This is a genomic window from Serratia sp. CY44782, from assembly GCF_052168715.1.
Classification (GTDB): Bacteria; Pseudomonadota; Gammaproteobacteria; order Enterobacterales; family Enterobacteriaceae; genus Serratia; species Serratia nevei.
In genome coordinates this window covers 371,401-396,853 of sequence record NZ_JBJNME010000006.1, presented here as the reverse complement: position 1 = coordinate 396,853, position 25,453 = coordinate 371,401, and the positions used below count along the sequence as shown (strand labels likewise).

The window sequence follows — 25,453 nt, the reverse complement described above, 5'->3', positions numbered from 1 at the left end:
CCCCCCCCCCCCCCCCCCCCCCCCCCCCCCCCCCCCCCCCCCCCCCCCCCCGCGGCCGCGCCACCTGCGAACTCTGCTCGGCGAAGTAGTGCTCCAGCAGCTGCTGCATGGCCGCCAGGCCCTGGCGCAGCTCGCCGTTGGTCAGCTTCTGCGGATTGCGCACCAGCTCGCGCGTCAGCTGATCCAGCTGCTGCGCCAGCGCCTGGGTATCGGGTTTGCGTTCATCGCCGAGGCTGCTGGGGCGCAGGCGGCGAATAAAGCGCGCGTCGCGCAGGCGCAATACCGGGTGGATGCGGATGATGGCGTGGGCCAGCTGTTCGATATGGTGCAGTTGAAAGGCGTTGCCGTCGGCGTCGAGAAAACCGCGCCAGGTGCACACCGTGCCATCGTCGGCCAGCTCGCCCTCGCAGCGATAATGAATGCGGCTCAGGCCATCTTCCCCCTTGACCCACAGCGGCGTCAGGTGGCGATAGCGCGGCAGGTGCGCATGGCCGATGTCTTTTTCGCAGAAGGTGAACACCACCTGCAGGTGGCGCTCTTTGGCCGACTCTTCACCGGGGGGAAAATGAAAGTCGTGCGCTTCAAACCGATACAGCTTCTGCTCCGGCGCCAGCAGCAGCGTCAGCGCATCCAGCAGGCTGGATTTACCCCAGGCGTTTTCGCCGAGCAACAGCGTGTTGTCGTCCAGCATCAGGGACAGCCGATTAATGCCGCGAAAACCTACAATTTCGATACGCTCCAAGAACATCCGCCGCCTCCCGTGCGCGCCGTCGCCTCTTCAATGAGGTGACCTTCACAGAGCATGGTCAAAAAACCCCTTGCAGGTCAAGCGGCCAACGTCAAATCTGCCACTTTACTCCGGCCGGGCTTTTGGTTAGCGTGTGCTCCTCGCCGCCGTTCGGCGCGCTTCAAAACTCAAGGACACAAGCTGCACCATGTACTCAGGACTGTTGATTATTCTGTTACCGCTGATTGTCGGTTACCTCATTCCCTTACGCCATCGCCCGCTGTTGGTGCTGATCAACCGGCTGCTGAGCTGGATGGTGTACGTGATCCTGTTTTTCATGGGTATCAGCCTGGCGTTCATGGAAGATCTCAGCAGCAACCTGGTGCTGATCTTCCAGTACAGCGCGGTGTTCTTCTTCTGCATTCTCTGCGCCAATCTGCTGTTGCTGGCGCTGCTGGAGCGGCGCATGCCGTGGCGCAGCAGCCATAAACAGGAAAAGCTGCCTTCGCGCGTGCACATGGCGCTGGAGTCGCTCAAGCTGTGCGGCGTGGTGCTCGGCGGCTTCCTGCTCGGCCTGACGCAGTGGCAATGGCTGCAGTTCGCCCATAAAGGCAGTGAATATGCGCTGATCTTCCTGCTGTTGTTGGTCGGCATTCAGCTGCGCAACAGCGGCATGACGCTGCGCCAGATCGTGCTCAACCGCCGCGGCACGCTGGTGGCGCTGGTGGTGACCGTCGCGTCGCTGGCCGGCGGCGCGCTGGCGGCGCAGCTGCTGGGGCTGCCGGTCAAGGCCGGGCTGGCGATGGCCTCCGGCTTCGGCTGGTATTCGCTGTCCGGCATTCTGATCACCGACGCCTACGGCCCGGTGATGGGCAGCGCCGCGTTCTTCAACGATCTGGCGCGCGAGCTGGTGGCGATCATGCTGATCCCGACGCTGGTGCGCCGCAGCCGCTCCACCGCCCTCGGCCTGTGCGGCGCCACCTCAATGGACTTCACCCTGCCGGTGCTGCAGCGCAGCGGCGGGCTGGACATGGTGCCCCCCGCCATCGTGCACGGCTTCCTGCTCAGCCTGCTGGCGCCGGTGCTGATCGCCCTGTTCTCCTGATCCTTTCCCCTGGGGCCGCCCGGCCCCCAAAGGGTAATAATTCCCATCCGCACGGCAAAATTGCGCTAAATCAAACTTGCCCGCAGTAGTCGCACAAAAGCCTTTTGCAACCCCGATCGCCGATCTATGCTTTTAAACAAGCATTACAAATGCAACTTTAAAAATAAAAGGAAGCGACTATGTTCTGTGTGCAATGTGAACAAACCATCCGTACCCCGGCAGGCAACGGCTGCGCGTATGCTCAGGGCATGTGCGGCAAGACGGCGGAAACCTCCGATCTGCAGGATCTGCTGGTGGCGGCGCTGCAGGGGCTCTCCGCCTGGGCGCTGCAGGCGCGTTCGCTGGGCATCGTCGACCACGAGATCGACAGCTTCGCCCCGCGCGCCTTCTTCTCCACCCTGACCAACGTTAACTTCGACTCTCAGCGCATCATCGGCTACGCGCGCGAAACCCTGCTGCTGCGCGATTCGCTGGCCGCCCGTTGCCGGCTGCTGGACGCCGGCGTACGCGTCGATCACCCGATGGCGGCGCTGCAGTTGGCCGGTGACGATATGCCTGCGCTGCTGCAACAGGCGGCGCAGTTTGCCCTCAACAGCGACAAGGCCGAGGTAGGCGACGACGTCCACGGGTTGCGCATGCTGTGCCTGTACGGCCTGAAAGGCGCGGCGGCCTATATGGAACACGCACACGTGCTCGGCCAGTTCGACGAGCAGCTCTATGCCGACTACCACGCCTTTATGGCCTGGCTCGGCACCCGACCGCGCGACGTCGACACCCTGCTGAACAACGCCATGGGCATCGGCAAGATGAACTTCAACGTGATGGCGATCCTCGATCGCGGCGAAACCCAGGCCTACGGCGATCCGCAGCCCAGCGCGGTCAACGTGCGCCCGGTGGCCGGGAAAGCCATTCTGATCTCCGGCCACGATCTGAAAGATCTGCGCATGCTGCTCGAACAAACCGAAGGGCAAAACGTCAACGTCTACACCCACGGCGAAATGCTGCCGGCGCACGGCTATCCGGAACTGAAAAAATTCAAGCATCTGGTGGGCAACTACGGCAGCGGCTGGCAGAACCAGCAGACGGAATTCGCCAAATTCCCCGGCCCGATCGTGATGACCTCCAACTGCATCATCGATCCGAACGTCGGCAACTACGGCGATCGTATCTGGACCCGCAGCATCGTCGGCTGGCCGGGCGTCAACCATCTGGAAGGCGACGACTTCGGCGCCGTGATCCGCCAGGCGCAGGGCATGAACGGCTTCCCTTACACCGAAATTGAGCACCTGATCACCGTCGGTTTCGGCCGCCAGACGCTGCTGAACGCCGCCGACACGGTGATCGATCTGGTGTCGCAGAAAAAACTGCGCCACGTCTTCCTGGTCGGCGGCTGCGACGGCAGCCGCGACGAGCGCAGCTACTTCACCGACTTCGCCCGCAGCGTGCCGCAAGACTGCCTGATCATGACGCTGGCCTGCGGCAAGTACCGTTTCAACAAACTTGACTTCGGCACCCTGGAAGGGCTGCCGCGCCTGCTGGACGTCGGCCAGTGCAACGACGCCTACTCCGCCATCATGCTGGCGGTCAAGCTGGCGGACACGCTCGGCTGCAGCGTCAACGAGCTGCCGCTCAGCCTGGTGCTGTCCTGGTTTGAACAGAAGGCGATCGTCATTCTGCTGACGCTGCTGTCGCTGGGGGTGAAAAACATCGTCACCGGCCCGACCGCGCCGGGCTTCCTGACCGACAACCTGATGGCGATCCTCAACGAGAAATTCGGCCTGCGTCCGATCACCACCGTCGAGCAGGATATCAACGCGCTGCTCGCCTGATGCCGTTACGTTATGGGGCCGCCTGCGCCGGCCCCTTTGCTTTTTGAGGTGCCCCGATGACTCAACCCACTCCGCTTTGCCCGAACCGCATGCAGGTGCATTCCATCCAGCGTGAAACCGCCGACGTCTGGACGCTGAACCTGATCTGCGACGTTTTCTACCCCTATCAGGCGGGCCAGTTTGCGCTGGTCAGCATTCGCAACAGCGAGGAGACACTGCGTGCCTATACGCTCTCCTCCTCGCCCGGCCAGAGCCGCTTTCTCAGCATCAGCGTGCGCTGCCTGCCGGACGGCGTCGGATCGCGCTGGCTGACGCAAGAGGTCAAGCCCGGCAACACGCTGTGGTTGTCCGATGCCCAGGGCGAGTTCAGCTGCGAGCGTCACCCGGCCGATCGTTATCTGATGCTGGCCGCCGGCTGCGGCGTGACGCCGATCGTCTCGATGTGCCGCTGGCTGACCGCCAACCGTCCGGCCTGCGATATCGCCGTGATCTTTAACGTGCGCACCCCCGCCGACACGATTTTCGCCGATCAATGGCGCGCGCTGTGCGCCGCCCATCCGCAGCTGCGCCTGACGCTGATGGCCGAGCGGGATCTACAACCCGGCTACCTCAGCGGCCGCATCGATGAACAGACGCTGCGGCAGGCGGCGCCGGATATCGCCGAACGCACGGTGATGACCTGCGGCCCTGCGCCCTACATGGAACAGGTGGAGCAGCTGTGCCGCCGGCTCGGCGTGCCGGCCGAGCGTTTCCATAAAGAGCAGTTCCACACGCCGGCGGCGCAGGCCGATGCCACCGAAGGGCTGACGCTGCGCGCCGCCCGTCCGCTGCGCGAATTCCGCGTGCCGGTCGGCAGCACGCTGCTGGCGGCGATGGAGGCCAATGCCCTGCCGGTCAACGCCGCCTGCCGCGCCGGGGTGTGCGGCTCGTGCAAAACCCGCATCCTCGAGGGTGACTACACCACCACCAGCACCATGACGCTGAGCGCGGAAGAGGTAGCGCAGGGCTACGTGCTGGCCTGCAGTTGCCAGCTGCAGGGCGACGTCACATTGGCGTGATCCCCTGGCCCCATCGCCGCGATGGGGCATTTATCGGCAAGTTCCCTCATCCCCGCCCGGTTACACTTTCCTCCGTCCTACGCTCTTTACCCTTCCTGACCGCATCTCGTCCACAGCCGGTAAGCTATGCTTGCAGTTGTTCTGCTGACACTCACCGGATCGAGTACACATCGTTTTTCAAACCATGTTTGGGGGAACCATGAAGCAAACCGTAGCCACACTGATCGCCAAAACGCTGGATCAAGCCGGCGTAAAACGCATTTGGGGCGTGACCGGCGATTCGCTCAACGGCCTGAGCGACAGCCTGCACCGCATGGGCACCATCGAATGGCTGGGCACCCGCCATGAAGAGGTGGCCGCCTTCGCCGCCGGCGCCGAAGCCCAGCTCACCGGCCAGCTGGCGGTGTGCGCCGGTTCCTGCGGCCCCGGCAACCTGCACCTGATCAACGGGCTGTTCGACTGCCACCGCAACCATGTGCCGGTGCTGGCGATCGCCGCACACATTCCTTCCAGCGAAATCGGCAGCGGCTACTTCCAGGAAACGCATCCGCAGGAGCTGTTCCGCGAATGCAGCCACTATTGCGAGCTGGTCTCCAACCCGGAACAGCTGCCGCGCGTGCTGGAAATCGCCATGCGCAAGGCAATCCTCAACCGCGGCGTCTCGGTGGTGGTCTTACCGGGCGACGTGGCGCTGCGCATGGCGCCGGAGGACGCGACCCTGACCTGGCATACCCCGGCGCTGCCGCTGGTGCAGCCGCCGATGAGCGAGCTGAACAAGCTGGCGGAGACGCTGAATCAGGCGAAGAACATCACCCTGATGTGCGGCAGCGGCTGCGCAGGCGCGCACGATGAGGTCGTCAAGCTGGCCGAGCTGCTGCAGGCGCCGGTGGTACACGCGCTGCGCGGCAAGGAGCATATCGAATGGGATAACCCCTACAGCGTCGGCATGACCGGGCTGATCGGCTTCTCCTCCGGCTATCACGCGATGATGAACGCCGACACGCTGGTGCTGCTCGGCACCCAGTTCCCCTACCGCGCGTTCTACCCCACCAACGCCAACATCATCCAGATCGACATCAACCCCGGCAGCATCGGCGCACACTGCCCGGTCAACATGGCGCTGGTGGGCGATATCCACACCACCCTCACCGCCCTGCTGCCGCAGCTGGAGCCCAAGCGTGACCGGGCGTTCCTCGACAAGGCGCTGGAGCATTACCGCAACGCGCGCAAGGATCTCGACGGGCTGGCGACCGCCAACGACGACCAGCCGATCCACCCGCAGTATCTGGCGCAGCAGCTCAGCCAGTACGCCAGCGACGACGCCATCTTCACCTGCGACGTCGGCACGCCGACGGTGTGGGCCGCCCGCTACGTGAAAATGAACGGCAAGCGTCGCCTGCTCGGTTCGTTTAACCACGGTTCGATGGCCAACGCCATGCCGCAGGCGATCGGCGCCCAGGCCACCGCGCCGGATAAACAGGTGATCGCCATGTGCGGCGACGGCGGCTTCACCATGCTGATGGGGGATTTCCTGTCACTGGCGCAGCTCAAGCTGCCGGTGAAAATCGTGGTGTTCAACAACAGCGTGCTGGGGTTCGTGGCGATGGAGATGAAGGCCGGCGGCTATCTGACCGACGGCACCGACCTGCATAACCCGGACTTCGCGGCGATCGCCAACGCCGCCGGCATCAAGGGCATCCGCGTGGAAAAAGCTTCGGAGCTGGACGGCGCGCTGCAGGAGATGTTGGCGCACCCCGGCCCGGCGCTGCTGGACGTGGTCACCGCCAAGCAAGAGCTGGCAATGCCGCCGCAGATCAAGTTCGAACAGGCCAAAGGCTTCAGCCTGTACATGCTGCGCGCTATCATCAACGGCCGCGGCGACGAAGTGGTCGAGCTGGCGAAAACCAACTGGCTGCGCTAAGCAAGCTGCCCCCGGTAAAATAAGGGTATATGATGCCATGTACCCTTTTCCTCTCCCTTACATTCCAGGAACCCTATGCTTATCGATCTACGCAGCGACACCGTCACCCGCCCCAGCGCCGCCATGCGCCAGGCGATGGCTCAGGCAGAGGTCGGCGACGACGTCTACGGCGATGACCCGACGGTCAACGCGCTGGAGGCCGAGGCGGTACGCCTGTCAGGCAAAGAAGCGGCGCTGTTTTTGCCCAGCGGCACCCAGGCCAACCTGGTGGCGCTGCTGAGCCACTGCCAGCGCGGCGACGAGTATCTGGTCGGCCAACAGGCGCACAACTATAAATACGAGGCCGGCGGCGCGGCGGTGCTGGGCAGCATCCAGCCGCAGCCGATCGAGGCCGACGCGGACGGCACGCTGCCGCTGGACAAGCTCGCCGCCGCCATCAAACCCGACGATATCCACTTCGCCCGCACCCGGCTGCTGAGCCTGGAAAACACCATCAGCGGCCGAGTTCTGCCGCAGGCCTACCTGCAGCAGGCGTGGCAGTTTACCCGCGAGCGGCAGCTGGCGCTGCATATCGACGGCGCGCGCATCTTCAACGCCGCCGTGGCGCTGAACCTGCCGCTGAAAGAGATCGTGCAATACTGCGACACCTTCACCATTTGCCTGTCGAAAGGATTGGGCGCGCCGGTCGGATCGCTGCTGTGCGGCAGCGAGGCCTTCATTCAGCGCGCGCTGCGCTGGCGCAAGATGACCGGCGGCGGGCTGCGTCAGGCCGGCATCCTGGCGGCGGCCGGTCTTTACGCTTTGGAACATAACGTCGCGCGGCTGCGCGAAGACCATGACAACGCGGTCTGGCTGGAGCAACAGCTGCGGCAGATCGGCGTAGAGATCGCCGAACCCGGCGCACAGACCAACGTGCTGTACCTGCGCCAATCACCGGCGCTGGCGGCCAAATTCGGCCCGTGGATGCGCGAACGCGGCGTGCTGATCAGCAGCGGCCCGCTGACGCGCATTCTGACCCATCTCGACGTCAGCCGTCAGGATCTGCAGCGGGTGGTCGAGCTGTGGCGGGAGTTCCTCCAGCAGCACGCCTGATCCCTCCTCCCCGGCGCGCCGGGGAGCCCTTCACCGCCCGCCGATGGCCTCGACAAAACGGCGGGTGATCTGCTGCGGGCGCGTAATGGCGCCGCCCACCACGACCGCATGCGCCCCCAACGTCAGGCAGCGTGCGGCCATCGCCGGCGTTTCGACATTGCCCTCGGCGATGACCGGCACCGGCACCGCCGCCAGCACCGCGCGCAGAAAGTCGAAATCGTCCTCCGCCAGTCGGGCGCCCCGGCTTTCGGCGGTATAGCCGTGCAGCGTGGTGCCCACGCAGTCGAACCTCAATCTGGCAGCCTCTTGCGCCTCTTCCACGGTGGCGATGTCCGCCATCAGCAGCAGCCGGGGATACCTGGCGCGGATCGCGGCAACCAGCGCCGCCAGCTGCAGCTCCCCTGGCCGAGAGTGGCCGGTCGCGTCCAGCGCAATCATCTGTGGCGCCGCAGCCATCAGCTCATCGATTTCACGCAGGGTCGGCGTGATATAGACATCGCTACCGGCATAATCGCGCTTGATAATGCCGATCACCGGCAGCGCCACCGTGCGCATGATGGCTTTAACGTCTTCGACGCCGTTGGCGCGGATCGCCGCCGCACCGCCTTGCTCGGCCGCCAGCGCCATGCGTGCCATGATAAAATCGCTGTGCAGCGGCTCGTCGTCCAGCGCCTGGCAAGACACCACCAGCCGGCCCTTAATCTGCTGCAAAATGGAAAGCGTCATAAATCCAACAACTCCTCGACTTCATTTTTAATAATGGTCACGTGCGGGCCATAGATCACCTGAACGCCGTTGCCGCGAACGATCACCGCCCGCGCGCCGCTGGCCTTCAGCCCGCTTTCGTCCAGCAACCGACTCTGTTTTACCGTCACGCGCAGCCGCGTGGCGCAACAATCCAGTTCGACGATGTTCTCTTTGCCGCCCAGCGCCGCCAGCACCTGCTGTGAGCGTTCGGTGCCGGTCGTCACCGCTTCCGGCACGGTTTCCACCTCGCGCCCCGGCGTTTTGAAATTGAAGCGCAGGATCAGGAAACGGAACGTGAAGTAGTACAGGAAGAACCAGGGCACCCCGACCAGCGGCACATACATCCAGTGGGTTTTCGCTTCGCCCTGCAGCACGCCGAACAGCATGAAATCGATAAAACCGCCGGAGAACGTTTGGCCGATGGTGATATGCAGAATGTGCGCGATCGCGAACGCCAGGCCGTCGAACAGCGCGTGCACCACGTACAGCGCCGGCGCGATGAACAGGAACGAGAATTCGATAGGCTCGGTGATGCCGGTCAGGAAAGAGGTCAGCGCCGCCGACAGCAGCAGCCCGCCGACGCGCTTGCGGTTCTCCGGGCGCGCGCTTTGGTACATCGCCAGGCAGGCGCCGACCAGGCCGAACATCATGGTGATAAAGCGGCCGGACATGAAACGCGCCGTGCCGATGTAGAACTGCTGCGTATTTGGGTCGGCCAACTGGGCGAAGAAAATGCGCTGCGTGCCTTCCACCAGCTGTCCGTTGATCACTTCACTGCCGCCGAGCGCGGTGGTCCAGAACGGCAGGTAGAAGATGTGATGCAGGCCGAACGGCCCAAGCATGCGCAGCACGAAGCCGTAGATAAAGGTGCCGAGATAGCCGCTGGCGTCCACCAGGCCGCCCATGCCGAAGATCAGCCGTTGGAAAGGCGGCCACACCACGGTCATCAGGGCGCCGACCGCCATCGCCGCCAGTGAGCTGACGATCGGCACAAAGCGCGAGCCGCCGAAAAAGCCCAGGAACGGCGGCAGCGCTATCTTGTTGTAGCGGCCGTGCAGATACCAGGTCACCAGACCGATGACTACCCCACCGAACACCCCGGTCTCCAGCGTCTGGATCCCGAGAATCGTTCCCTGCCCCAGCGCGCCGGCGTTCTGCGTGGCCAGCGTGCCGTTGATTTTCAACAGCGCATTGATGGTGGCGTTCATCACCAAATAGGCGATCAGCGAGGCCAGCCCCGCCGTGCCCTTGTCGCTTTTGGCCAACCCCACCGCCACGCCGACCGCGAACAGGACCGCCAGGTTGGCGAACACGATGGCGCCGGCGCTGGCCATCACCGTAAATACGCTTTGCAGCCAGCCGACGTCGAGCCAGGGATACGCCTCGACGGTATTGGGGTTGGACAGCGCGCCGCCGATCCCCAGCAGCAGGCCGGCCGCCGGCAGCACGGCGATCGGCAGCATGAACGATTTGCCGAACAGCTGGGCTTTTTCGAACCAGCCGCCGGAGCGCGACAATTCTGGTGTTGACATAAATTTTTCCCCGCTATCATTTTTATGATAAAAATTTTTACCACATTAAAATTAATTTAATGAAAATTTTATTCATAACGATGATCGGCTTCACAATCCGTCGATTTCGCTGGCGAGCGGCGGCGTCTTTCCGCCACAATAGAAACGGGCATACTCAGAAAGGTAACGTGATGAATACAGGCAATTTGTTATTGCGGCTGCGGCAGGATTTGGCGGGGTACAGCCCCACGCTGCAAAAGCTCGGCAACTATCTTCTTGCGGAACCCTCCCGCGCCGTTTACCTGACCATCACCGAACTGGCGCGTGAAAGCGCCACCAGCGAAGCCAGCGTCACGCGGCTGTGCCGCCATCTGGGCTGTAAAGGCTATACCGAATTTAAAATGGCGCTGGCCCTCAGCCTGCAACAAAACCAGCCGGAGGCGACGACGCGGCAAAGCGCAACGGAAAATTTGGTGGAAGAGAGCGTGCAGGCGCTGCGGGATACCGGCGCGCTGTTGGATCCTCAGGCGCTGCAACAGGCGGCGGACAGCCTGCAGCGTTGCGCTTCAGTGCAGATTTACGGCGTCGCCGCCAGCGCCATCATCGGTGATTTCCTGCACTACAAACTATTGCGCCTCGGCAAACCGGCGCAGCTGTTCAGCGACATGCACCGGGCGGCGATGAACGCCGTCTCGCTGAGTGAGCGGGATCTGCTGATCGTCATCTCCAGCTCCGGCTCCACCAAGGACGTGCTGCATGCGGTGGCGTTGGCCAAAGGGCGCGGCGCACGCGTGATCGCAATCAGCAACACCCAACGCAGCCCGCTGGCTAAAATGGCGGATACGCTGTTGGTGGCGGCCAAACCGGAAGGGCCGCTGACCGCCGGCGCCCTGCCGGCCAAGGTCGGCGCCATGCTGCTGGTGGAGTTGATGATCGCCGAACTGGCTCAGCGCGATCCCGCCTACGCTCAGGCGATGCAGGCTACCGCGAGCGCTACCCTACCGCTGCTGTTGTAATCAGAAGATCCAGCGGCCATAAACCCAGTACCACAGCCCCAGCACCGCCACCAGGTTGAGCGCCACGCTGAGGATGAACCAGGTTTTAAACGGCTGCTTCTGGGTTTTGTGGCGAAACAGCTGCTGCGCCGCCAGTGCGCCCAACCACCCGCCCAGCGCGCCGAACAGCAACAGCGTCGCCTCCGGTACCCGCCGCCACCCTTTGCGCGCCGCCAGCTTATCGCCGCCGTAGATCAGAAACGTCAGCAGGTTGGCCAACAGCAACCACATCCACACCGGATGCAGCGAGAACAGGCTGGCGACCAGCGCCAGGCCCAGCAGGGCGTAACAAATCACATTGAGCTTCATGACATCCGGTTTTTCGTTCGGTAAGGGGGCGCGTAGTGTGAACCTGCGCCAGGATGGATGCAACCGGCTTATACCCATACAAAAAGTGCATTTAAACCCTGAATTTGGCATCCTGTCGTTCTGCCAATCCTCTACCGCACAAGGCGGCCCGATGACACCCCAACGCGTACTGGTTCTTGGAGCCAGCGGCTATATAGGCCAGAACCTGATCCCGCACCTGATCGAACAGAGGTACCAGATTACCGCCGCCGCGCGGCGCATCGAGTGGCTGCAGGAGCGGAACTGGCCGCAGGTCAACTGCCTGTATGCCGATCTGTATCGCCCGGAGACCCTGAGCGCGGCGCTGTGGGAGATCGATACACTTTACTATCTGGTACACGCGATGGGCGACGGCGACGATTTTATCGAGAAGGAGCGCCAGGCGGCGGAAAACCTGCGCGACGCGCTGCGCAATGCCAGCGTCAAACAGGTGATCTTCCTCGGCGCGCTGCAGCCGAACGACGACAGCTCACCGCACCTGGCGGCCCGCCGCCTGACCGGCGAGATCTTGCGCCAGAGCGGCGTGCCGGTGACCGAGCTACGCGCCGGCATCGTCGTCGGCCCCGGCTCGGCGGCGTTCGAAGTGATGCGCGACATGGTCTATAACCTGCCGGTGCTGACGCCGCCGCGCTGGGTTCGCTCGAAGTCGTCGCCGGTGGCGCTGGAGAACCTGCTGGTTTATCTGGCCGATCTGCTGGCGCACCCGGCGCAGGAACACCGCATCTTCGACGTTGCCGGGCCGGAGTACCTCAGCTATCAGGATATGTTCAAACGCTTTATCGCCCTCAGCGGCAAGCGGCGCTGGCTGATCCCAATTCCTTTGCCGACGCGGCTGATTTCAGTGTGGTTCATCAGCCTGATCACCTCGGTGCCGACGCCGATCGCCCGCGCGCTGATCCAGGGGCTGAAGCACGATCTGCCCGCCGACGGCCGGCCGCTGCAGGCCCTGATCCCGCAGCGGCTGTACACCTTTGATCAGGCGGTCGCCACCACGCTGCAGCGCGAACAGGAGGTGGTCGATTCCGCTGACTGGGGCTACGATCCTGCGGCGCGGGCCCGCTGGCGCCCCGGCTACGGTTACTATCCAAAACAGGCCGGTTGTTCGCTGGACACCGCCGCCACCCGCGAGGCCCTGTGGCAAACGGTGCAGCAGCTGGGGGGCGAAGAAGGCTATTTCTACGCCAATATTCTGTGGCGGATCCGCGCGCGCATGGACGACATGATCGGCAACGGGGTGGTCTACGGCCGCCCGGCGCGCGCGACCCTGGCGCTGGGCGACGAGATCGACGGCTGGAAAGTCATCACGCTGAAGCCGCTGCGGCAACTGGCGCTGCTGTTCGGCATGAAGGCACCGGGGCTGGGGCGGCTGAGCTTCAGCATCACCGATCACGGCGATCGCCGCACGCTGGACGTGCGCGCCTGGTGGCATCCGGCCGGCTTCAGCGGGCTGCTGTATTGGTTCGCCATGATGCCCGCACACCTGTTCATTTTTCGCGGCATGGCGAAGCGCATCGCCGAGCTTGCCGAGAGCCTGGACCGGCAACGGCGCTGAACACCGTTCATTTGTCGATCAACCGCACAGTTTGCCGCTGCGCTTCGGGGCTTTCCGATTGCATAGCGCACGAAATCACGGAAGAATGGCATCTTATTTGCTGGGAGCGCCGCAAGCGCCCGCCGGTATTCCGATTTTGGGTGAGAATAGAGTCCGTTATGAAGGTATTGGTCACCGGTGCCACCAGTGGGTTAGGCCGTAACGCCGTTGAATATCTGCGCCGCCAGGGCATCAAAGTGCGCGCCACCGGCCGCAACCAGGCGATGGGCGGCCTGCTGGAAAAAATGGGCGCGGAGTTTATTCATGCCGATCTCACCAATCTGATCTCTTCGCAGGCCAAGGCGATGCTGGCCGACGTCGACGTGCTGTGGCACTGCTCCAGCTTTACCTCGCCCTGGGGCACCGAAGAGGCCTTCGAACTGGCCAACGTCCGCGCCACCCGCCGCCTCGGCGAATGGGCGGCGGCCTACGGCGTAGCGCAATTCATTCACATCTCTTCCCCGGCGATCTATTTCGATTACCACCATCACCGCAACGTGACCGAAGACTTCCGCCCGCAGCGCTACGCCAACGAATTCGCGCGCAGCAAGGCCGCCGGCGAGCAGGTGATCCAGCAGTTGGCACTGTCCAATCCGCAGACCCATTTCACCATTCTGCGCCCGCAGGGATTGTTCGGGCCGCATGACAAGGTGATGCTGCCGCGGCTGCTGCAGATGATCAAGCGCTACGGCAACCTGCTGCTGCCGCGCGGCGGCGCGGCGATGGTGGACATGACCTACCTGGAGAATGCGGTGCACGCCATGTGGCTGGCGACGCTAAAAGAAGATACCCCGTCCGGCCGCGCCTACAACATCACCAACCAGCAGCCGCGCCCGCTTCGCACCGTGGTACAGCAGCTGATCGACGATCTGGGCATGAAATGCCGCATCCGCTCCGTCCCCTATCCGATGCTCGACATGATGGCGCGCGGCATGGAACGCCTCGGCAGCAAAAGCGAGAAGGAGCCGGTGCTGACCCACTACGGCGTCGCCAAACTCAACTTCGACCTCACGCTCGATACCACCCGCGCGCAGCAAGAGCTGGGCTATCAGCCGATCGTCTCGCTGGAAGAAGGCATCGCGCGCACCGCCCGCTGGCTGAAAGATCACGGTAAGCTGCACGGCCTGTAATCAACGCGCCGCGCCGTACTTCACCAGCAGCGCATCGACAATCGCTTCACTCTCTGCATCCGGCTCGCCGCGCACATCGTCGGGCCGGAAGTGCATCTGAAACGCCGCTACCACGTTGCGCTGCTGCCGCGCATCCCATGACGGCTCGATCGCATAGCCGTAACGCGCCAGCTTTTCGAGCAGCGGCGTCATCGGTACCGGCGCATGACGATCGCGCCCCGCCAGCAAACGCTGCACGTCTCGTTCGTCCGGCCAGGCGCCGATGCCGGCCTGGGCCAGCTGCCGCCAGGGGAACAGCGGGCCGGGATCCTGTTTGCGCTGCGGCGCGATATCGCTGTGCCCCACCACGTCCTGCGGCTGGATGCCATAACGTTGGATAATGTCGCGGCTCAGCGGGATCAGCACGGCGATCTGCTCCGCCGTATAGGGTTGCCAGTGGGTGAACAGCATGCTGCGGGTGAAGCCCTTGTTGACGATTTCGATGCCGATCGAGGTGTCGTTGAGGTTGCTGCGGCCGCGCCAGGCGCTGGCGCCGGCATGCCAGGCGCGCATCGCTTCCGGCACCAGCCGATACACCGTCGGTTTGCCGTGCTCGCGCTGCGGGTGCGCCGGCAGCAGATAATGGGCGCTGACGTGCTCGTCGGTCAGCGTTTTCAGCGATGAATGGAAGTCTTCCGCCGTGTAGTGCATCACCAAAAACCGGATGCGTTGATCGGCGCCCTGCGCCTGATGCAGAGTTTCGAGCTGGTAAGCGCCGCGATCGACGAGCGTGTCCTGCTGCGGATTTTGGCACCCCGCCAACAGCGCGGCGGCGATGATCCCTGGCCAAATTTTCACTTATCCTCCTGATTTACGCCCCTGAAAGATGTAACGCCACGCGGTTAACCTGTATCCAATCATCACGCCCATCGAGAAATGATGACAGATAGCGCCGATGTGCAAGCGAGTGTTGCTCCCGGCTGGCGGCCCCTCACGCCCATGATAGTCTCAAAGTATCATCTGCGCCGAAAGAGCGGAGTCGAACATGTTCACGCCACGCTATCTGTCCTGGTTGCTCTGTGCCGCCATGCTGCCGCTCAGCGGCTGCGATCAGCAAAAAGTCGCCGGTGCGATGGGCGGGAGCACACCGCCCCCGGCCGCTCCCGCCGCCACTACAAGTGCGCCGGCCTATACGCCGCTGACCGCCGATCAGCTTTACCAATTGGTCAGCCCGGTGGCGCTGTTCCCCGACAAACTGCTGGCGCAAGTGTTGGCCGGCGCGGGTTACCCTGACCAAATCAGCGCCGCGGATGCCTGGCTGGCGCAAAACCGCGGATTGCAACCGGCGGCGCTCAGCTCGGCGGCCGACGCTCAGCCCTGGGATCCCAGCGTGCGCGGCCTGGTACAATTCCCCGACGTGCTCGATCAGATGGCGAAGAACATCCCCTGGACCACCGCCCTGGGCAGCGCCTACCTCAACGATCCCACCGACGTGATGAACGCCATTCAGGTGATGCGCCAGCGGGCGGCCAGCCAGGGTACGCTGAAAAACACCCCGCAGCAGCGCATCGTCGTGGCGCCCACCACCCGCTACGTGGAGCAACAGTCTTATCGTCAGAGCGTGGTGGCGGCGCCGGGCGAAACCATCGTCATCGAGCCCAGCCAGCCGGATACGGTTTACGTCCCGCATTACGACCCCTGGGTGGCCTACGGCACGCCAATCCCCGCCTACCCCAGCTATCAGTATCAACCTTCGGGCTATAGCGGCGGCGACATGTTGGCGGCCGGCGTGATCAGCTTCGGCGTCGGCATCGCGGTCGCCTCATTGTTCAATCAGCACAACAGCGGTTGGCACAACTGGGATATGCGCTGGGACGACCGACGCCAGCCGGTGGTCTACCGCAATGCGCCTTACCTATCGCACTCCACCACCGTGGTAAATCGCGTCACCAACATCAACCAATATAACAACGTCAACAATGTGAATCGCAGCAGCACCAGCACGGTGAACAACTACAATACGTCCCCCGCCGCGCCGACGCCGCGCTTCAACGCATCGGCGCCGAACGCGGCGCCGCAACAGCCGCGCGTCGCGCCTGCAACCCATGCGCCGATGACCATGCCGAACTTTGCGCATACCCAGCCGGTAGCGGCCGCGCCGCACGTGCAACAATCGGTCAACGCGCCCCATGTGCAGCAACCGATGAGCATGCCGACGTTCACACATACCGCGCCTGCGGCGCCCCACGCGCAGCAACCGATGGCCGTGCATTCAGCGCCGGTACAGACGCATCCAATGCCGGCCGTCACGCCGGTGCATCAATCCGCCATGCGGCCACCGGTTCAGGTCGCACCTCACGTCGCTCAGCCGGCGGTGCGCGAACCGGCCGTAGCGCCGCACCCGGCGGTAGTGCGCCCGACGTCGATGCCGCAAGAACGCGTCATGCCGCATCCGGCCCCGGCGCCGCAGATCCGCCCGTCGTTCGTTCAGCCGATACAGCATCGCCAGGAGCCGGCGCCGGTAAAACCGCAGGAGCACCGCCCGATCGTCGAGCAGCACAAGGTGGGGTAAAGCAAGAGAACGTCGCCCCGGCAGAACGGCCGGGGCGCGAGAATGGCGTTAGCGGCTGACTTTCACCGCGGTGCCGCTGACGGTCACCATCAGCATGCTGCCGTCTTTGCCAACGGTTTCATAATCGATATCAATGCCGACCACCGCGTTGGCGCCCAGCTCTTTCGCCTGATCTTCCAGCTCTTCGAACGCAATTAAGCGCGCCTTGCGCAGCTCTTTCTCATAAGCGCCCGAACGGCCGCCAACGATATCGCGCACGCCGGCGAAGAAATCACGAAAAATGTTGGCACCGAGGATCGCTTCGCCGGTCACGACGCCGCAGTATTCGGTGATGGTGAACCCTTCCAGGGTCGGGGTAGTTGAAAGCTGCATCAGAATTCCTTGTTTGATTAATTCAACGTATCTATGACCAGAGGATTGGCATTATGTTCGCTTAATCAATGGCACGCAGTACGAATGCAAGGCCAAAAAACGCATTTATACTGTAAGCTATCGGTCTTCATGGTAGAGACTTTCACATAAGGTAATAAGATGAAAACAAAAACGATTGCGGCTGTTTTACCCTTAGCGCTGTTGCTGAGTGCCTGTACCACGGTGGAACCGGCATACAAGGATATCGGCACCCGCAGCGGCAGCTGTGTGGAAGGCGGCCCGGATACGGTCGCGCAAAAGTTCTATGACCTGCGCATCCAGCAGGGCGCCGGCCTGCCGGACAGCAACCGCCTGGCGCAGCTGCAACCTTACCTGAGCAAAGTGCTGTATCAGGATCTGGTCAGCGCCGGTCAGAACCCGGGCAAGCACCGGATAACCGGCGATCTGTTCTCCGGCAATGCGCAGGGGCCAAGCAGCGCGTCCGTCGCCAGCGCCTCGACCATTCCTAACACCGATGCGAAAAACATCCCGCTGCGCGTTGACTTGAGCTACCAAAAAGACGCCAACAGCACCGTGAACTGGCAGGACGAAGTGCTGATGGTGCGCGAAGGTACCTGCTGGGTGGTTGATGATATTCGCTACCTGAATGTTCCAGCGCACGCCACCAACGGCAGCGTGCGCCAGGTGCTGGAAAACCAGTAACCCGCAATACCCCGGCCGACGCGGGCTTGCCGCGTCGGTCATCCCCGCCGTCCGCCCACCGCTCGAATTTCGTCCAATAGAAAAAATTTCGCTACCGATCTCACAGCCTGCGCCACAAATCCCCTCCCTCGGCTTGAGTCGCGGTATCTTGTGCTAATCTTTTACTGTCCCGCCGCACACTCATAAATTTTAACGCACAAAGATTGCATAAGTATTCTGTGGAAGTTAACATTTGCGGCATCAATGTCTATTCAATTCTGGCGCATGAGTATTCAACTTAACGGTATCAATTGCTATTACGGCGCTCACCAGGCGCTGTTTGACATCACGCTGGATTGTCCAGCCGGGGAAACCCTGGTGCTGCTTGGCCCAAGCGGCGCCGGGAAAAGTTCATTGCTGCGGGTGCTGAACCTGCTGGAAATGCCGCGTTCGGGCCAACTGCAGATCGCCGGCAACCAATTCGACTTTAAGCAGGCGCCGGGCGAGAAAGCCATTCGCGAACTGCGCCAAAATGTCGGCATGGTCTTCCAGCAATACAACCTGTGGCCTCACCTCACCGTGGTTCAGAACCTGATCGAAGCGCCTTGCCGCGTGCTGGGTCTGACCAAGGCTCAGGCGATGGAGCGTGCCGACAAGCTGCTCAAGCGTCTGCGCCTGACCGACTTCGCCGATCGCTTCCCGCTGCACCTTTCCGGCGGCCAGCAGCAGCGCGTGGCGATCGCCCGTGCCCTGATGATGGAACCGCAGGTGCTGCTGTTCGATGAACCGACCGCGGCGCTGGATCCGGAAATCACCGCTCAGATCGTCAGCATCATTCGCGAACTGGCCGGCACCGGCATCACTCAGGTGATCGTCACCCACGAAGTGGAAGTGGCGCGCAAGACCGCCAGCCGCGTGGTGTACATGGAAAACGGCCACGTGGTGGAGCAAGGCGACAGCAGCCACTTCACGCAGCCGCGGACCACCGAGTTTGCCAACTACTTATCACACTAATAATTAACTTGCTGTAATTTGGGGAGTTTGCGATGAAAAAACTAATAATCGCCGCCGTTCTGGCCGGCATCAGCGTTTCCGCCTCCGCAGCCGAAACGATCCGTTTCGCTACCGAAGCCTCCTATCCTCCATTTGAATTTATTGACGCCGGCAACAAGATTCAGGGTTTTGATGTCGATCTGGCCAACGCCCTGTGCAAAGAGATGCAGGCCGAGTGCACCTTCACCAACCAGGCGTTCGACAGCCTGATCCCGAGCCTGAAGTTCAAGCGTTTCGATGCGGTCATGGCCGGTATGGACATCACGCCGGAGCGTGAAAAGCAGGTGCTGTTCACCAAGCCGTACTACGATAACTCGGCGCTGTTCATCGCGCAGAAAGGCAAAATCGCCGACGTGGCGGCGCTGAAAGGCAAGAAAGTGGGCGTGCAAAACGGCACCACCCACCAGAAATACCTGACCGACAAACACCCGGAAATCACCACCGTGCCTTACGACAGCTACCAGAACGCCATTTTGGATCTGAAGAACGGCCGCGTTGATGCGGTGTTTGGCGATACCGCGGTGGTCAACGAGTGGCTGAAGCAGAATGACGCGCTGGCGGCAGTGGGCGCCAAAGTGACGGATAAAGACTACTTCGGCACCGGCCTCGGCATCGCGGTACGCCAGAAGAACACCGATCTGCAGGGCAAGTTCAACGCCGCTCTGGACAAGATCAAGCAGGATGGGACCTATGAAACCATCTACAAAAAATGGTTCCAGCAGTAATACGCCCCGATGAATGAATTACAACCTTTAGCAAGCGCCGCCGGCATGACCGTCGGCCTTGCCGTTTGCGCCCTGATCCTCGGGCTGATTCTGGCGATGCTGTTCGCCGTATGGGAATCGTCCCGCTGGAAAGCGGTCAGCTGGCTCGGCACCGCCTGGGTGACCGTGCTGCGCGGCCTGCCGGAAATCCTGGTGGTGCTGTTTATCTATTTCGGCTCGTCGCAGCTGCTGCTGATGCTCTCCGACGGCTTTACCCTCAACCTCGGTCTGTTCCAGCTGCCGATTCAGCTGGCGATCGACAATTTCGAAGTCAGCCCGTTCCTGTGCGGGGTGATCGCTCTGGCCCTGCTCTATTCCGCCTACGCTTCGCAGACGCTGCGCGGCGCGCTCAAAGCGGTGCCGCAGGGGCAGTGGGAGTCCGGCCAGGCGCTGGGGCTCGGCAAGGCGGCGATCTTCTTTCGCCTGATCATGCCGCAGATGTGGCGCCACGCCCTGCCCGGCCTCGGCAATCAGTGGCTGGTGTTGCTGAAAGACACCGCGCTGGTGTCGCTGATCAGCGTGAACGATCTGATGCTGCAAACCAAGAGCATCGCCACCCGCACCCAGGAACCCTTTACCTGGTATGTGATCGCCGCGGCCATCTACCTGCTGGTGACGCTGTTCAGCCAATACGTCATCAAACGCATTGAGCTGCGCGCCACGCGCTTTGAGCGGGGGCCAGTCTGATGATTGAGTATTTACCGGAGATCCTCAAAGGGTTGCACACCAGCCTGACGCTGACCGTCGCCGCGCTGATCGTCGCGCTGGTGCTGTCGCTGCTGCTGACGGTGATCCTGACGCTGAAAACGCCAATCCTGACGCCGCTGGTCAAGATCTACGTGACGCTGTTCACCGGCACGCCGCTGCTGGTGCAGATCTTCCTGATCTACTACGGCCCCGGTCAGTTCCCGGCCATCCGCGACTACCCGTGGCTGTGGAACCTGCTGTCGCAACCCTGGCTGTGCGCGATGATAGCGCTGGCGCTGAACAGCGCGGCTTACACCACGCAGTTGTTCTACGGCGCGGTGCGCGCCATTCCCGCCGGGCAGTGGCAGTCGTGCGAAGCGCTGGGCATGTCGCGCCGGCAGACGCTGCGCATCCTGCTGCCGTTCGCCTTCAAGCGCGCGCTGTCGTCTTACTCCAACGAAGTGGTGCTGGTGTTCAAAAGCACCTCGCTGGCTTACACCATCACGCTAATGGAGGTGATGGGCTACAGCCAGCTGATGTACGGCCGCACCTACGACGTCATGGTATTCGGTGCCGCAGGCCTGGTGTACCTGTGCGTCAACGGCCTGCTGACGCTGCTGATGCGCTTGGTGGAGCGCCGCGCGCTGGCGTTTGAACGCCGCAACTGAGGCCGCCTCCCCCCATGAGCCCCGCCATTGCGCGGGGCTTTTTTTATCCCCACAGCAATACTTAATCATTTATATTGCATTTTAATTCACCCAGTGGCAGGGTTATCAGCAGGCGCACACGTAAAAACCTCTGGCGATTACCAGTAAAAACAAACGATAGCGAATAATCACTTTCAGGATTCAGACAGGAGCTCTACGCATGAAAAAACTGCTGCTTGCCGCGACGATGTTGGCCGGGATCACCTTTAACGCCACCGCGGCCGAGACCATCCGCTTCGCCGCTTCCGCCACCTACCCGCCGTTCGAATCGCTGGACGCCAACAACCAGATCGTCGGCTTCGATATCGATCTGGCCAACGCGCTGTGCAAGCAGATGCAGGCGCAGTGCACCTTCACCAACCAGGCGTTCGACAGCCTGATAGCCGCGCTGAAATTCAAGAAATACGATGCGGTGATTTCCGGTATGGACATCACGCCGGAGCGCAGCAAACAGGTCGCTTTCACCCAGCCTTACTACGCCAACTCGGCGATCGTGATCGCGCAAAAAGGCAAGTTCAGCTCGCTGGCGGATCTGAAAGGCAAAAAGCTCGGCATGGAAAATGGCACCACCCACCAGAAATACATGCAGGACAAGCATCCGGAGATTAACACCGTCTCTTACGACAGCTACCAGAACGCCATTCTGGAGCTGAAAAACGGCCGTATCGACGGCGTGTTCGGCGACACCGCCGTGGTGAACGAGTGGCTGAAAACCAACCCGCAGCTGGCGCCGGTGGGTGAGCACATCACCGATGCGCAATACTTCGGCACCGGCCTCGGCATCGCGGTGCGCCCCGACAACCAGGCGCTGCTGGCCAAGCTGAACGCCGCGCTGGACGCCATCAAGGCCGACGGCACCTACAAGACCATCAACGACAAGTGGTTCCCGCAGTAAGCAATAAGGCCCGGTTATCCGGGCCTTATGTTTTATAAAATCCGCACCAACAGCGTCAGCACTTCGTAGTGCGCGGTATGCGGGAACATGTCGAACAGCTGTACCCGTTCGATGCGGTACCCCGGCAACATCTCGATATCTTTCGCCATGCTCTCGGCGTTGCAGCTCGAATAGAGAATATAGTCCGGCGCCATTCGGCTCAGGTAGTCGCACAGCGCCTGGCCGATGCCGCGCCGCGGCGGGTTGACCAGCACCAGCTGCGGCACCTGACCTTCGGCGGTGGCGAAGCGGGTGGAATCGAGCGCCTGAAAATCTACGTGCAGCAGCCCTAACCGCTGCGCCGACTGGCGGGCGCAGGCGATCGCTTCCGCGCTGATTTCGATGCCGGTCAGCCGCGTTTGCGGTTGCGCGCAGTGCAGGCCGAAACCGCCGACGCCGCAGAACAGATCCCACATGCTGTCGATACCCAGCGCGCGCACCCAGTCGCGGGCGGTGGCATACAGATCGGCGGCCACCTGCGGGTTGGTCTGGAAGAAGCTTTGCGGGCGGATAAACAGCGGCACCTGATTGAACCGCTCCTCCAGCGCCTGCTGTTCGGTCAGCGCGATCTCGCGCTCCCCTTCCATGATCGCCATGTGCACCGGCTGAATATTGGCGGAGATCACCTTGAGCTGCGGCAGCTGCTGCTGCAGCCACGGCAGCGCGGCCCGCAGCTGCGCCAGCTTGGTTTCCGAACGCAGCACGAAGCGCAGCATCACGCCGCCGTCGAGCGTGCTTTCGGTCAGCAGCAGGTACTTCAGCTCGCCGCGTTTGCGCGCCACGTTATACGGCGTCAGGCCCGCGCGGGCAATAAAGCTTTTCAGCACCGCAAACATCGGCGCAAAGCCGGCGGGATACAGTGGGCAGTCGCTCAGATCGACCGGCGTGCCGTCGCGGTGCAGCATGCCGAGCAGCGGGCGCTCCACGCTGCCGCTGACCACCATCTTGGCTTTATTGCGAAATGCGCTCAGCTCTCCCGCCACCGGCTGCAGCCACTGCGCGACGTCGCGCCCGGCCAACAACGATTGCAGGTGATGCTGTTTGTCGGCCAGTTGCTGCGGATAGGGCTTTTCCAGCCACTGACAGGAACGGCAGGTACCCGCCGTATACAAAGCGCAATGCATGAAGATTACCGTGAAGTTCAGGATGACGAATTAAGGGCGCAGAGTTTACCACTCCGCGCGCCTAAAATCTCACTTGCGCGCGGCGAAGAAGCGGCGGCTGGCGGTAGGGACGAACAGCAACGCCAGGATCACCACGTCGGGGATCTTTTGCAGGATCAGAACGTGCAGGATTTGGCCGCTGGTTTCCCCTTCCACGGTGAACACCTCGGGGAAAACGCTGCCGATGGTGGCCAACAGCAGATAAAGCACCACGATGCACTGGCAGGCCACATAGCCCCAGCGCCCCCAGTTGCGGCCGCGCATCACCGCAAAGCCGCAGCTGATTTGCAGGCACAGCAGCATCAGGCCGGCCAGAAAAATAAGGGTAGAATCCCACGCCTGCGCGCTGGTGTTGACGAACTCCTGCGCACCGTCGACGCCCAGTTCGCCCAACAGCAGCACCACGCTGATACACTTGATCGCGACCATGGCGGTACCCGCCACCATCACCGGCACCGGCGCATCCGAAGTCGATCCCATTCCCTGCCCGCTTTTCAGCATGTCTGACATATCCGTGTTCCGCTACGACGCGCCACCAATACAGATGGCGCATGTAAAGTCAGGTAGTTAATTGCAATACTTATTGATTGCAAAAATAGCAGGTTTGTTACGATTCAGCTACGGGCCGCCCGCTGTAATTCACGCGATCGTTGTTTTTCCGAGCGCGCCATAAACCACCAGGCGATCAGGCCGAGAATGCCCACCACCAGCAGGATCAGGCTGGCCAACGCGTTAATTTCCGGATTTACCCCCATGCGCACGCTGGAGAATACCAGCATCGGCAGCGTGGTGGCGCCCGGGCCGGAGACGAAGCTGGCGATCACCAGATCGTCCAGCGACAGGGTGAACGCCAGCATCCAGCCGGAGATCAGCGCCGGCGCGATCATCGGCAAGGTGATGACGAAGAACACCTTCAGCGGCGGCGCCCCCAAATCCATCGCCGCCTCTTCAATTGAGCGATCCACCTCGCGCAGGCGCGAGCTGATCACCACCGCCACGTAAGCGGTACAGAAGGTGACATGCGCCAGCCAGATGGTGAACATGCCGCGCTCCGACGGCCAGCCGAAGGCGTGCCCCATCGCCACGAACAGCAGCAGCAGCGACAGGCCGGTGATCACGTCCGGCATCACCAGCGGTGCAGTCAGCATAAACGCAAAACCGGTCGAACCGCGAAAACGGCCGAAGCGCACCATCACCACGGCGGCGATGGCGCCCAGTACCACCGCGGCAGTGGCGGAGGCGGCGGCGATGGTCAGGCTGAGCCCCACCGCGCTGATCATCGCCGAGTCGTGAAACAGTTCGGTATACCAGCGCGTGGACCAACCGGCCCACACCGTCACCAGTTTGGAGCTGTTGAAGGAGTAGATCACCAGCATCAGCATCGGCGCATACAGGAAGGTAAAGCCGACCGTCAGGATGGCGATGCGCCACGGTGAACGCACTACCGGCAAGTTGTTCATTCCTGCCCCCCCATTTCCTTGTTCTGGTGTTTGTGGAACCACAAAATTGGCACGATCAACAGCAGCAGCATGATGGTGGCGACCGCCGAGGCCACCGGCCAGTCGCGGTTATTGAAGAACTCCTGCCACAGCACGCGGCCGATCATGATGCTGTCCGGCCCACCGAGCAGTTCCGGGATCACGAACTCGCCCACCGCCGGAATGAACACCAGCATCGAACCGGCGATGATGCCGCCGCGCGTCAGCGGCACGATCACGCTGAAGAAGGTTTTCAGCGGCCGAGCCCCCAAATCCAGCGACGCCTCCACCAGCGAGTAATCCAGCCGGATCAGCGCCGTGTAAATTGGCAGCACCATAAACGGCAGATAGGAATAAACGATGCCGATATACACCGCCAGGTTGGTGTGCAGGATCACCAGCGGCTGGTCGATCACCCCTAGCCACATCAGAAAGTTATTCAGAATGCCGTTGTTTTTCAGAATGCCCATCCAGGCATAGACGCGGATCAGGAACGAGGTCCAGGAAGGCAGGATCACCAGCAGCAGCAGAATGTTGCGGGTTGATGCCTTGCTGTGGGCCACCGCCCAGGCCAGCGGATAGCCGATGATCAGGCAGCACAGCGTCGAGACCGCCGCCACGCGCAGCGACTGCAGATAGGCGTCGATATACAGCGGATCGTCGGTCAGCTGCAGGTAGTTGGCGAAGTTGAGCGCGATGTTCAGCTTGCCATCCGCCCAGCTCAGCAGCTCGGTGTAGGGCGGCACCGCCAGTGCCAGCTCCGCCAGGCTGATCTTGAACACGATCAGGAACGGCAGCATGAACAGCAGCGTCAGCCATAAATACGGCAGCGCGATCACCAGCTTGCGGCCGTGAGCCATCAGCAGGCGGTGGAACAGCGCCTTGAAGGTGCCGGGCGCTTTGGCCGGCGGTTCCGGCGTGCGTTCAGAAAGCAGGGTCATACGGGTTA

25 protein-coding genes are annotated in these 25,453 nt (G+C 62.3%); 15 read left to right on the top strand and 10 right to left on the bottom strand.

What is annotated here, in order from left to right:
- Positions 1–748, bottom strand: a 748-nt coding sequence (locus tag ACJ8HT_RS14215; RefSeq protein WP_442520132.1) for a DUF2813 domain-containing protein, incomplete at its 3' end; no start/stop codon positions are given.
- 187 nt (positions 749–935) lie between these two features.
- Here ACJ8HT_RS14215 and ACJ8HT_RS14210 point away from each other — a divergent pair.
- The 5 genes from ACJ8HT_RS14210 to ltaE all read left to right on the top strand — a co-directional run bounded on the left by ACJ8HT_RS14210 (position 936) and on the right by ltaE (position 7,732).
- Positions 936–1,832: a lysine exporter LysO family protein gene (locus ACJ8HT_RS14210; protein WP_004928363.1), complete on the top strand. Its 897-nt coding sequence runs from the start codon at positions 936–938 to the stop codon at positions 1,830–1,832.
- Between the two features lie 179 nt (positions 1,833–2,011).
- The gene (hcp, locus tag ACJ8HT_RS14205) at positions 2,012–3,661 is read left to right on the top strand and encodes a hydroxylamine reductase (protein ID WP_060421649.1); all 1,650 of its coding nucleotides are present in this window, start codon (positions 2,012–2,014) and stop codon (positions 3,659–3,661) included.
- Between the two features lie 56 nt (positions 3,662–3,717).
- Entirely contained in the window at positions 3,718–4,719 is a 1,002-nt protein-coding gene (gene hcr, locus ACJ8HT_RS14200) for an NADH oxidoreductase (RefSeq protein WP_197652059.1), read from the top strand.
- Positions 4,720–4,918: 199 nt separating this feature from the next.
- Positions 4,919–6,640, top strand: coding sequence for a ubiquinone-dependent pyruvate dehydrogenase (gene poxB, locus ACJ8HT_RS14195; RefSeq protein WP_049202200.1), 1,722 nt, complete (start codon positions 4,919–4,921; stop codon positions 6,638–6,640).
- A gap of 75 nt (positions 6,641–6,715) precedes the next feature.
- Complete coding sequence (gene ltaE, locus ACJ8HT_RS14190) at positions 6,716–7,732, top strand: low-specificity L-threonine aldolase (protein WP_049202201.1); 1,017 nt, start codon at positions 6,716–6,718, stop codon at positions 7,730–7,732.
- A 30-nt stretch (positions 7,733–7,762) separates the two neighbouring features.
- On the opposite strand, the gene ACJ8HT_RS14185 is transcribed toward ltaE, so the two are convergent.
- Together ACJ8HT_RS14185 and ACJ8HT_RS14180 are read right to left on the bottom strand one after the other, a co-directional pair.
- Positions 7,763–8,458: an N-acetylmannosamine-6-phosphate 2-epimerase gene (locus ACJ8HT_RS14185; protein ID WP_197652060.1), complete on the bottom strand. Its 696-nt coding sequence runs from the start codon at positions 8,456–8,458 to the stop codon at positions 7,763–7,765.
- Positions 8,455–10,011: a PTS transporter subunit EIIC gene (locus ACJ8HT_RS14180; protein WP_197652061.1), complete on the bottom strand. Its 1,557-nt coding sequence runs from the start codon at positions 10,009–10,011 to the stop codon at positions 8,455–8,457. The genes ACJ8HT_RS14185 and ACJ8HT_RS14180 overlap by 4 nt, the downstream gene beginning before the upstream one ends.
- 167 nt (positions 10,012–10,178) lie before the next feature.
- Here ACJ8HT_RS14180 and ACJ8HT_RS14175 point away from each other — a divergent pair, with 167 nt between their 5' ends.
- Entirely contained in the window at positions 10,179–11,006 is an 828-nt protein-coding gene (locus ACJ8HT_RS14175) for an SIS domain-containing protein (RefSeq protein WP_197652062.1), read from the top strand.
- Here the strand turns inward: ACJ8HT_RS14175 and ACJ8HT_RS14170 are convergent, their stop codons facing one another.
- Entirely contained in the window at positions 11,007–11,354 is a 348-nt protein-coding gene (locus ACJ8HT_RS14170; RefSeq protein WP_033654657.1) for a DUF1294 domain-containing protein, read from the bottom strand. It abuts the gene before it with no gap.
- 151 nt (positions 11,355–11,505) lie between these two features.
- Here ACJ8HT_RS14170 and ACJ8HT_RS14165 point away from each other — a divergent pair, with 151 nt between their 5' ends.
- Together ACJ8HT_RS14165 and ACJ8HT_RS14160 are read left to right on the top strand one after the other, a co-directional pair.
- On the top strand, positions 11,506–12,945 hold the full coding sequence (locus ACJ8HT_RS14165; protein WP_197652063.1) for a DUF2867 domain-containing protein: 1,440 nt from the start codon (positions 11,506–11,508) through the stop codon (positions 12,943–12,945).
- A 158-nt stretch (positions 12,946–13,103) separates the two neighbouring features.
- Positions 13,104–14,114 (top strand): NAD-dependent epimerase/dehydratase family protein, encoded by a 1,011-nt coding sequence (locus tag ACJ8HT_RS14160; protein ID WP_004928393.1) that lies wholly within the window; start codon positions 13,104–13,106, stop codon positions 14,112–14,114.
- Here the strand turns inward: ACJ8HT_RS14160 and ACJ8HT_RS14155 are convergent, their stop codons facing one another.
- Complete coding sequence (locus ACJ8HT_RS14155) at positions 14,115–14,951, bottom strand: N-acetylmuramoyl-L-alanine amidase (RefSeq protein WP_100396489.1); 837 nt, start codon at positions 14,949–14,951, stop codon at positions 14,115–14,117.
- 187 nt (positions 14,952–15,138) lie between these two features.
- Here ACJ8HT_RS14155 and ACJ8HT_RS14150 point away from each other — a divergent pair, with 187 nt between their 5' ends.
- The gene (locus ACJ8HT_RS14150) at positions 15,139–16,665 is read left to right on the top strand and encodes a DUF3300 domain-containing protein (RefSeq protein WP_197652064.1); all 1,527 of its coding nucleotides are present in this window, start codon (positions 15,139–15,141) and stop codon (positions 16,663–16,665) included.
- 48 nt (positions 16,666–16,713) lie between these two features.
- On the opposite strand, the gene ACJ8HT_RS14145 is transcribed toward ACJ8HT_RS14150, so the two are convergent.
- Positions 16,714–17,037, bottom strand: a complete 324-nt coding sequence (locus ACJ8HT_RS14145) for a heavy metal-binding domain-containing protein (protein WP_004928400.1) — start codon at positions 17,035–17,037, stop codon at positions 16,714–16,716.
- 159 nt (positions 17,038–17,196) lie between these two features.
- On the opposite strand from ACJ8HT_RS14145, the gene ACJ8HT_RS14140 reads away from it, so the two are divergent.
- The 6 genes from ACJ8HT_RS14140 to artJ (ACJ8HT_RS14115) all read left to right on the top strand — a co-directional run bounded on the left by ACJ8HT_RS14140 (position 17,197) and on the right by artJ (ACJ8HT_RS14115) (position 21,824).
- A complete protein-coding gene (locus ACJ8HT_RS14140; RefSeq protein WP_049202208.1) occupies positions 17,197–17,739 on the top strand; it encodes a lipoprotein in 543 nt (180 codons plus the stop codon).
- 264 nt (positions 17,740–18,003) lie between these two features.
- Positions 18,004–18,732: an arginine ABC transporter ATP-binding protein ArtP gene (gene artP, locus ACJ8HT_RS14135; RefSeq protein ID WP_038884338.1), complete on the top strand. Its 729-nt coding sequence runs from the start codon at positions 18,004–18,006 to the stop codon at positions 18,730–18,732.
- Between the two features lie 32 nt (positions 18,733–18,764).
- Positions 18,765–19,496 (top strand): arginine ABC transporter substrate-binding protein, encoded by a 732-nt coding sequence (artJ, locus tag ACJ8HT_RS14130; protein ID WP_004928409.1) that lies wholly within the window; start codon positions 18,765–18,767, stop codon positions 19,494–19,496.
- A gap of 9 nt (positions 19,497–19,505) precedes the next feature.
- Positions 19,506–20,222: an arginine ABC transporter permease ArtQ gene (gene artQ / locus ACJ8HT_RS14125; RefSeq protein ID WP_025159684.1), complete on the top strand. Its 717-nt coding sequence runs from the start codon at positions 19,506–19,508 to the stop codon at positions 20,220–20,222.
- Positions 20,222–20,890, top strand: a complete 669-nt coding sequence (gene artM / locus ACJ8HT_RS14120; RefSeq protein ID WP_033637817.1) for an arginine ABC transporter permease ArtM — start codon at positions 20,222–20,224, stop codon at positions 20,888–20,890. Before artQ ends, artM begins: the two co-directional genes overlap by 1 nt.
- 199 nt (positions 20,891–21,089) lie before the next feature.
- The gene (artJ, locus tag ACJ8HT_RS14115; RefSeq protein ID WP_197652065.1) at positions 21,090–21,824 is read left to right on the top strand and encodes an arginine ABC transporter substrate-binding protein; all 735 of its coding nucleotides are present in this window, start codon (positions 21,090–21,092) and stop codon (positions 21,822–21,824) included.
- Positions 21,825–21,856: 32 nt separating this feature from the next.
- Here artJ (ACJ8HT_RS14115) and rlmC read toward each other — a convergent pair whose 3' ends face one another.
- The 4 genes from rlmC to potH all read right to left on the bottom strand — a co-directional run bounded on the left by rlmC (position 21,857) and on the right by potH (position 25,445).
- Positions 21,857–22,987 (bottom strand): 23S rRNA (uracil(747)-C(5))-methyltransferase RlmC, encoded by a 1,131-nt coding sequence (rlmC, locus tag ACJ8HT_RS14110; protein WP_141958672.1) that lies wholly within the window; start codon positions 22,985–22,987, stop codon positions 21,857–21,859.
- Positions 22,988–23,056: 69 nt separating this feature from the next.
- The gene (locus ACJ8HT_RS14105; RefSeq protein ID WP_060440305.1) at positions 23,057–23,536 is read right to left on the bottom strand and encodes a YbjO family protein; all 480 of its coding nucleotides are present in this window, start codon (positions 23,534–23,536) and stop codon (positions 23,057–23,059) included.
- A gap of 104 nt (positions 23,537–23,640) precedes the next feature.
- Positions 23,641–24,486 carry a putrescine ABC transporter permease PotI gene (potI, locus tag ACJ8HT_RS14100; protein WP_025302238.1) on the bottom strand — a complete coding sequence of 282 codons (846 nt, stop codon included), beginning with the start codon at positions 24,484–24,486 and terminating at the stop codon, positions 23,641–23,643.
- Entirely contained in the window at positions 24,483–25,445 is a 963-nt protein-coding gene (gene potH / locus ACJ8HT_RS14095; protein WP_147095641.1) for a putrescine ABC transporter permease PotH, read from the bottom strand. Before potH ends, potI begins: the two co-directional genes overlap by 4 nt.
- Between the last annotated feature and the right edge of the window lie 8 nt (positions 25,446–25,453).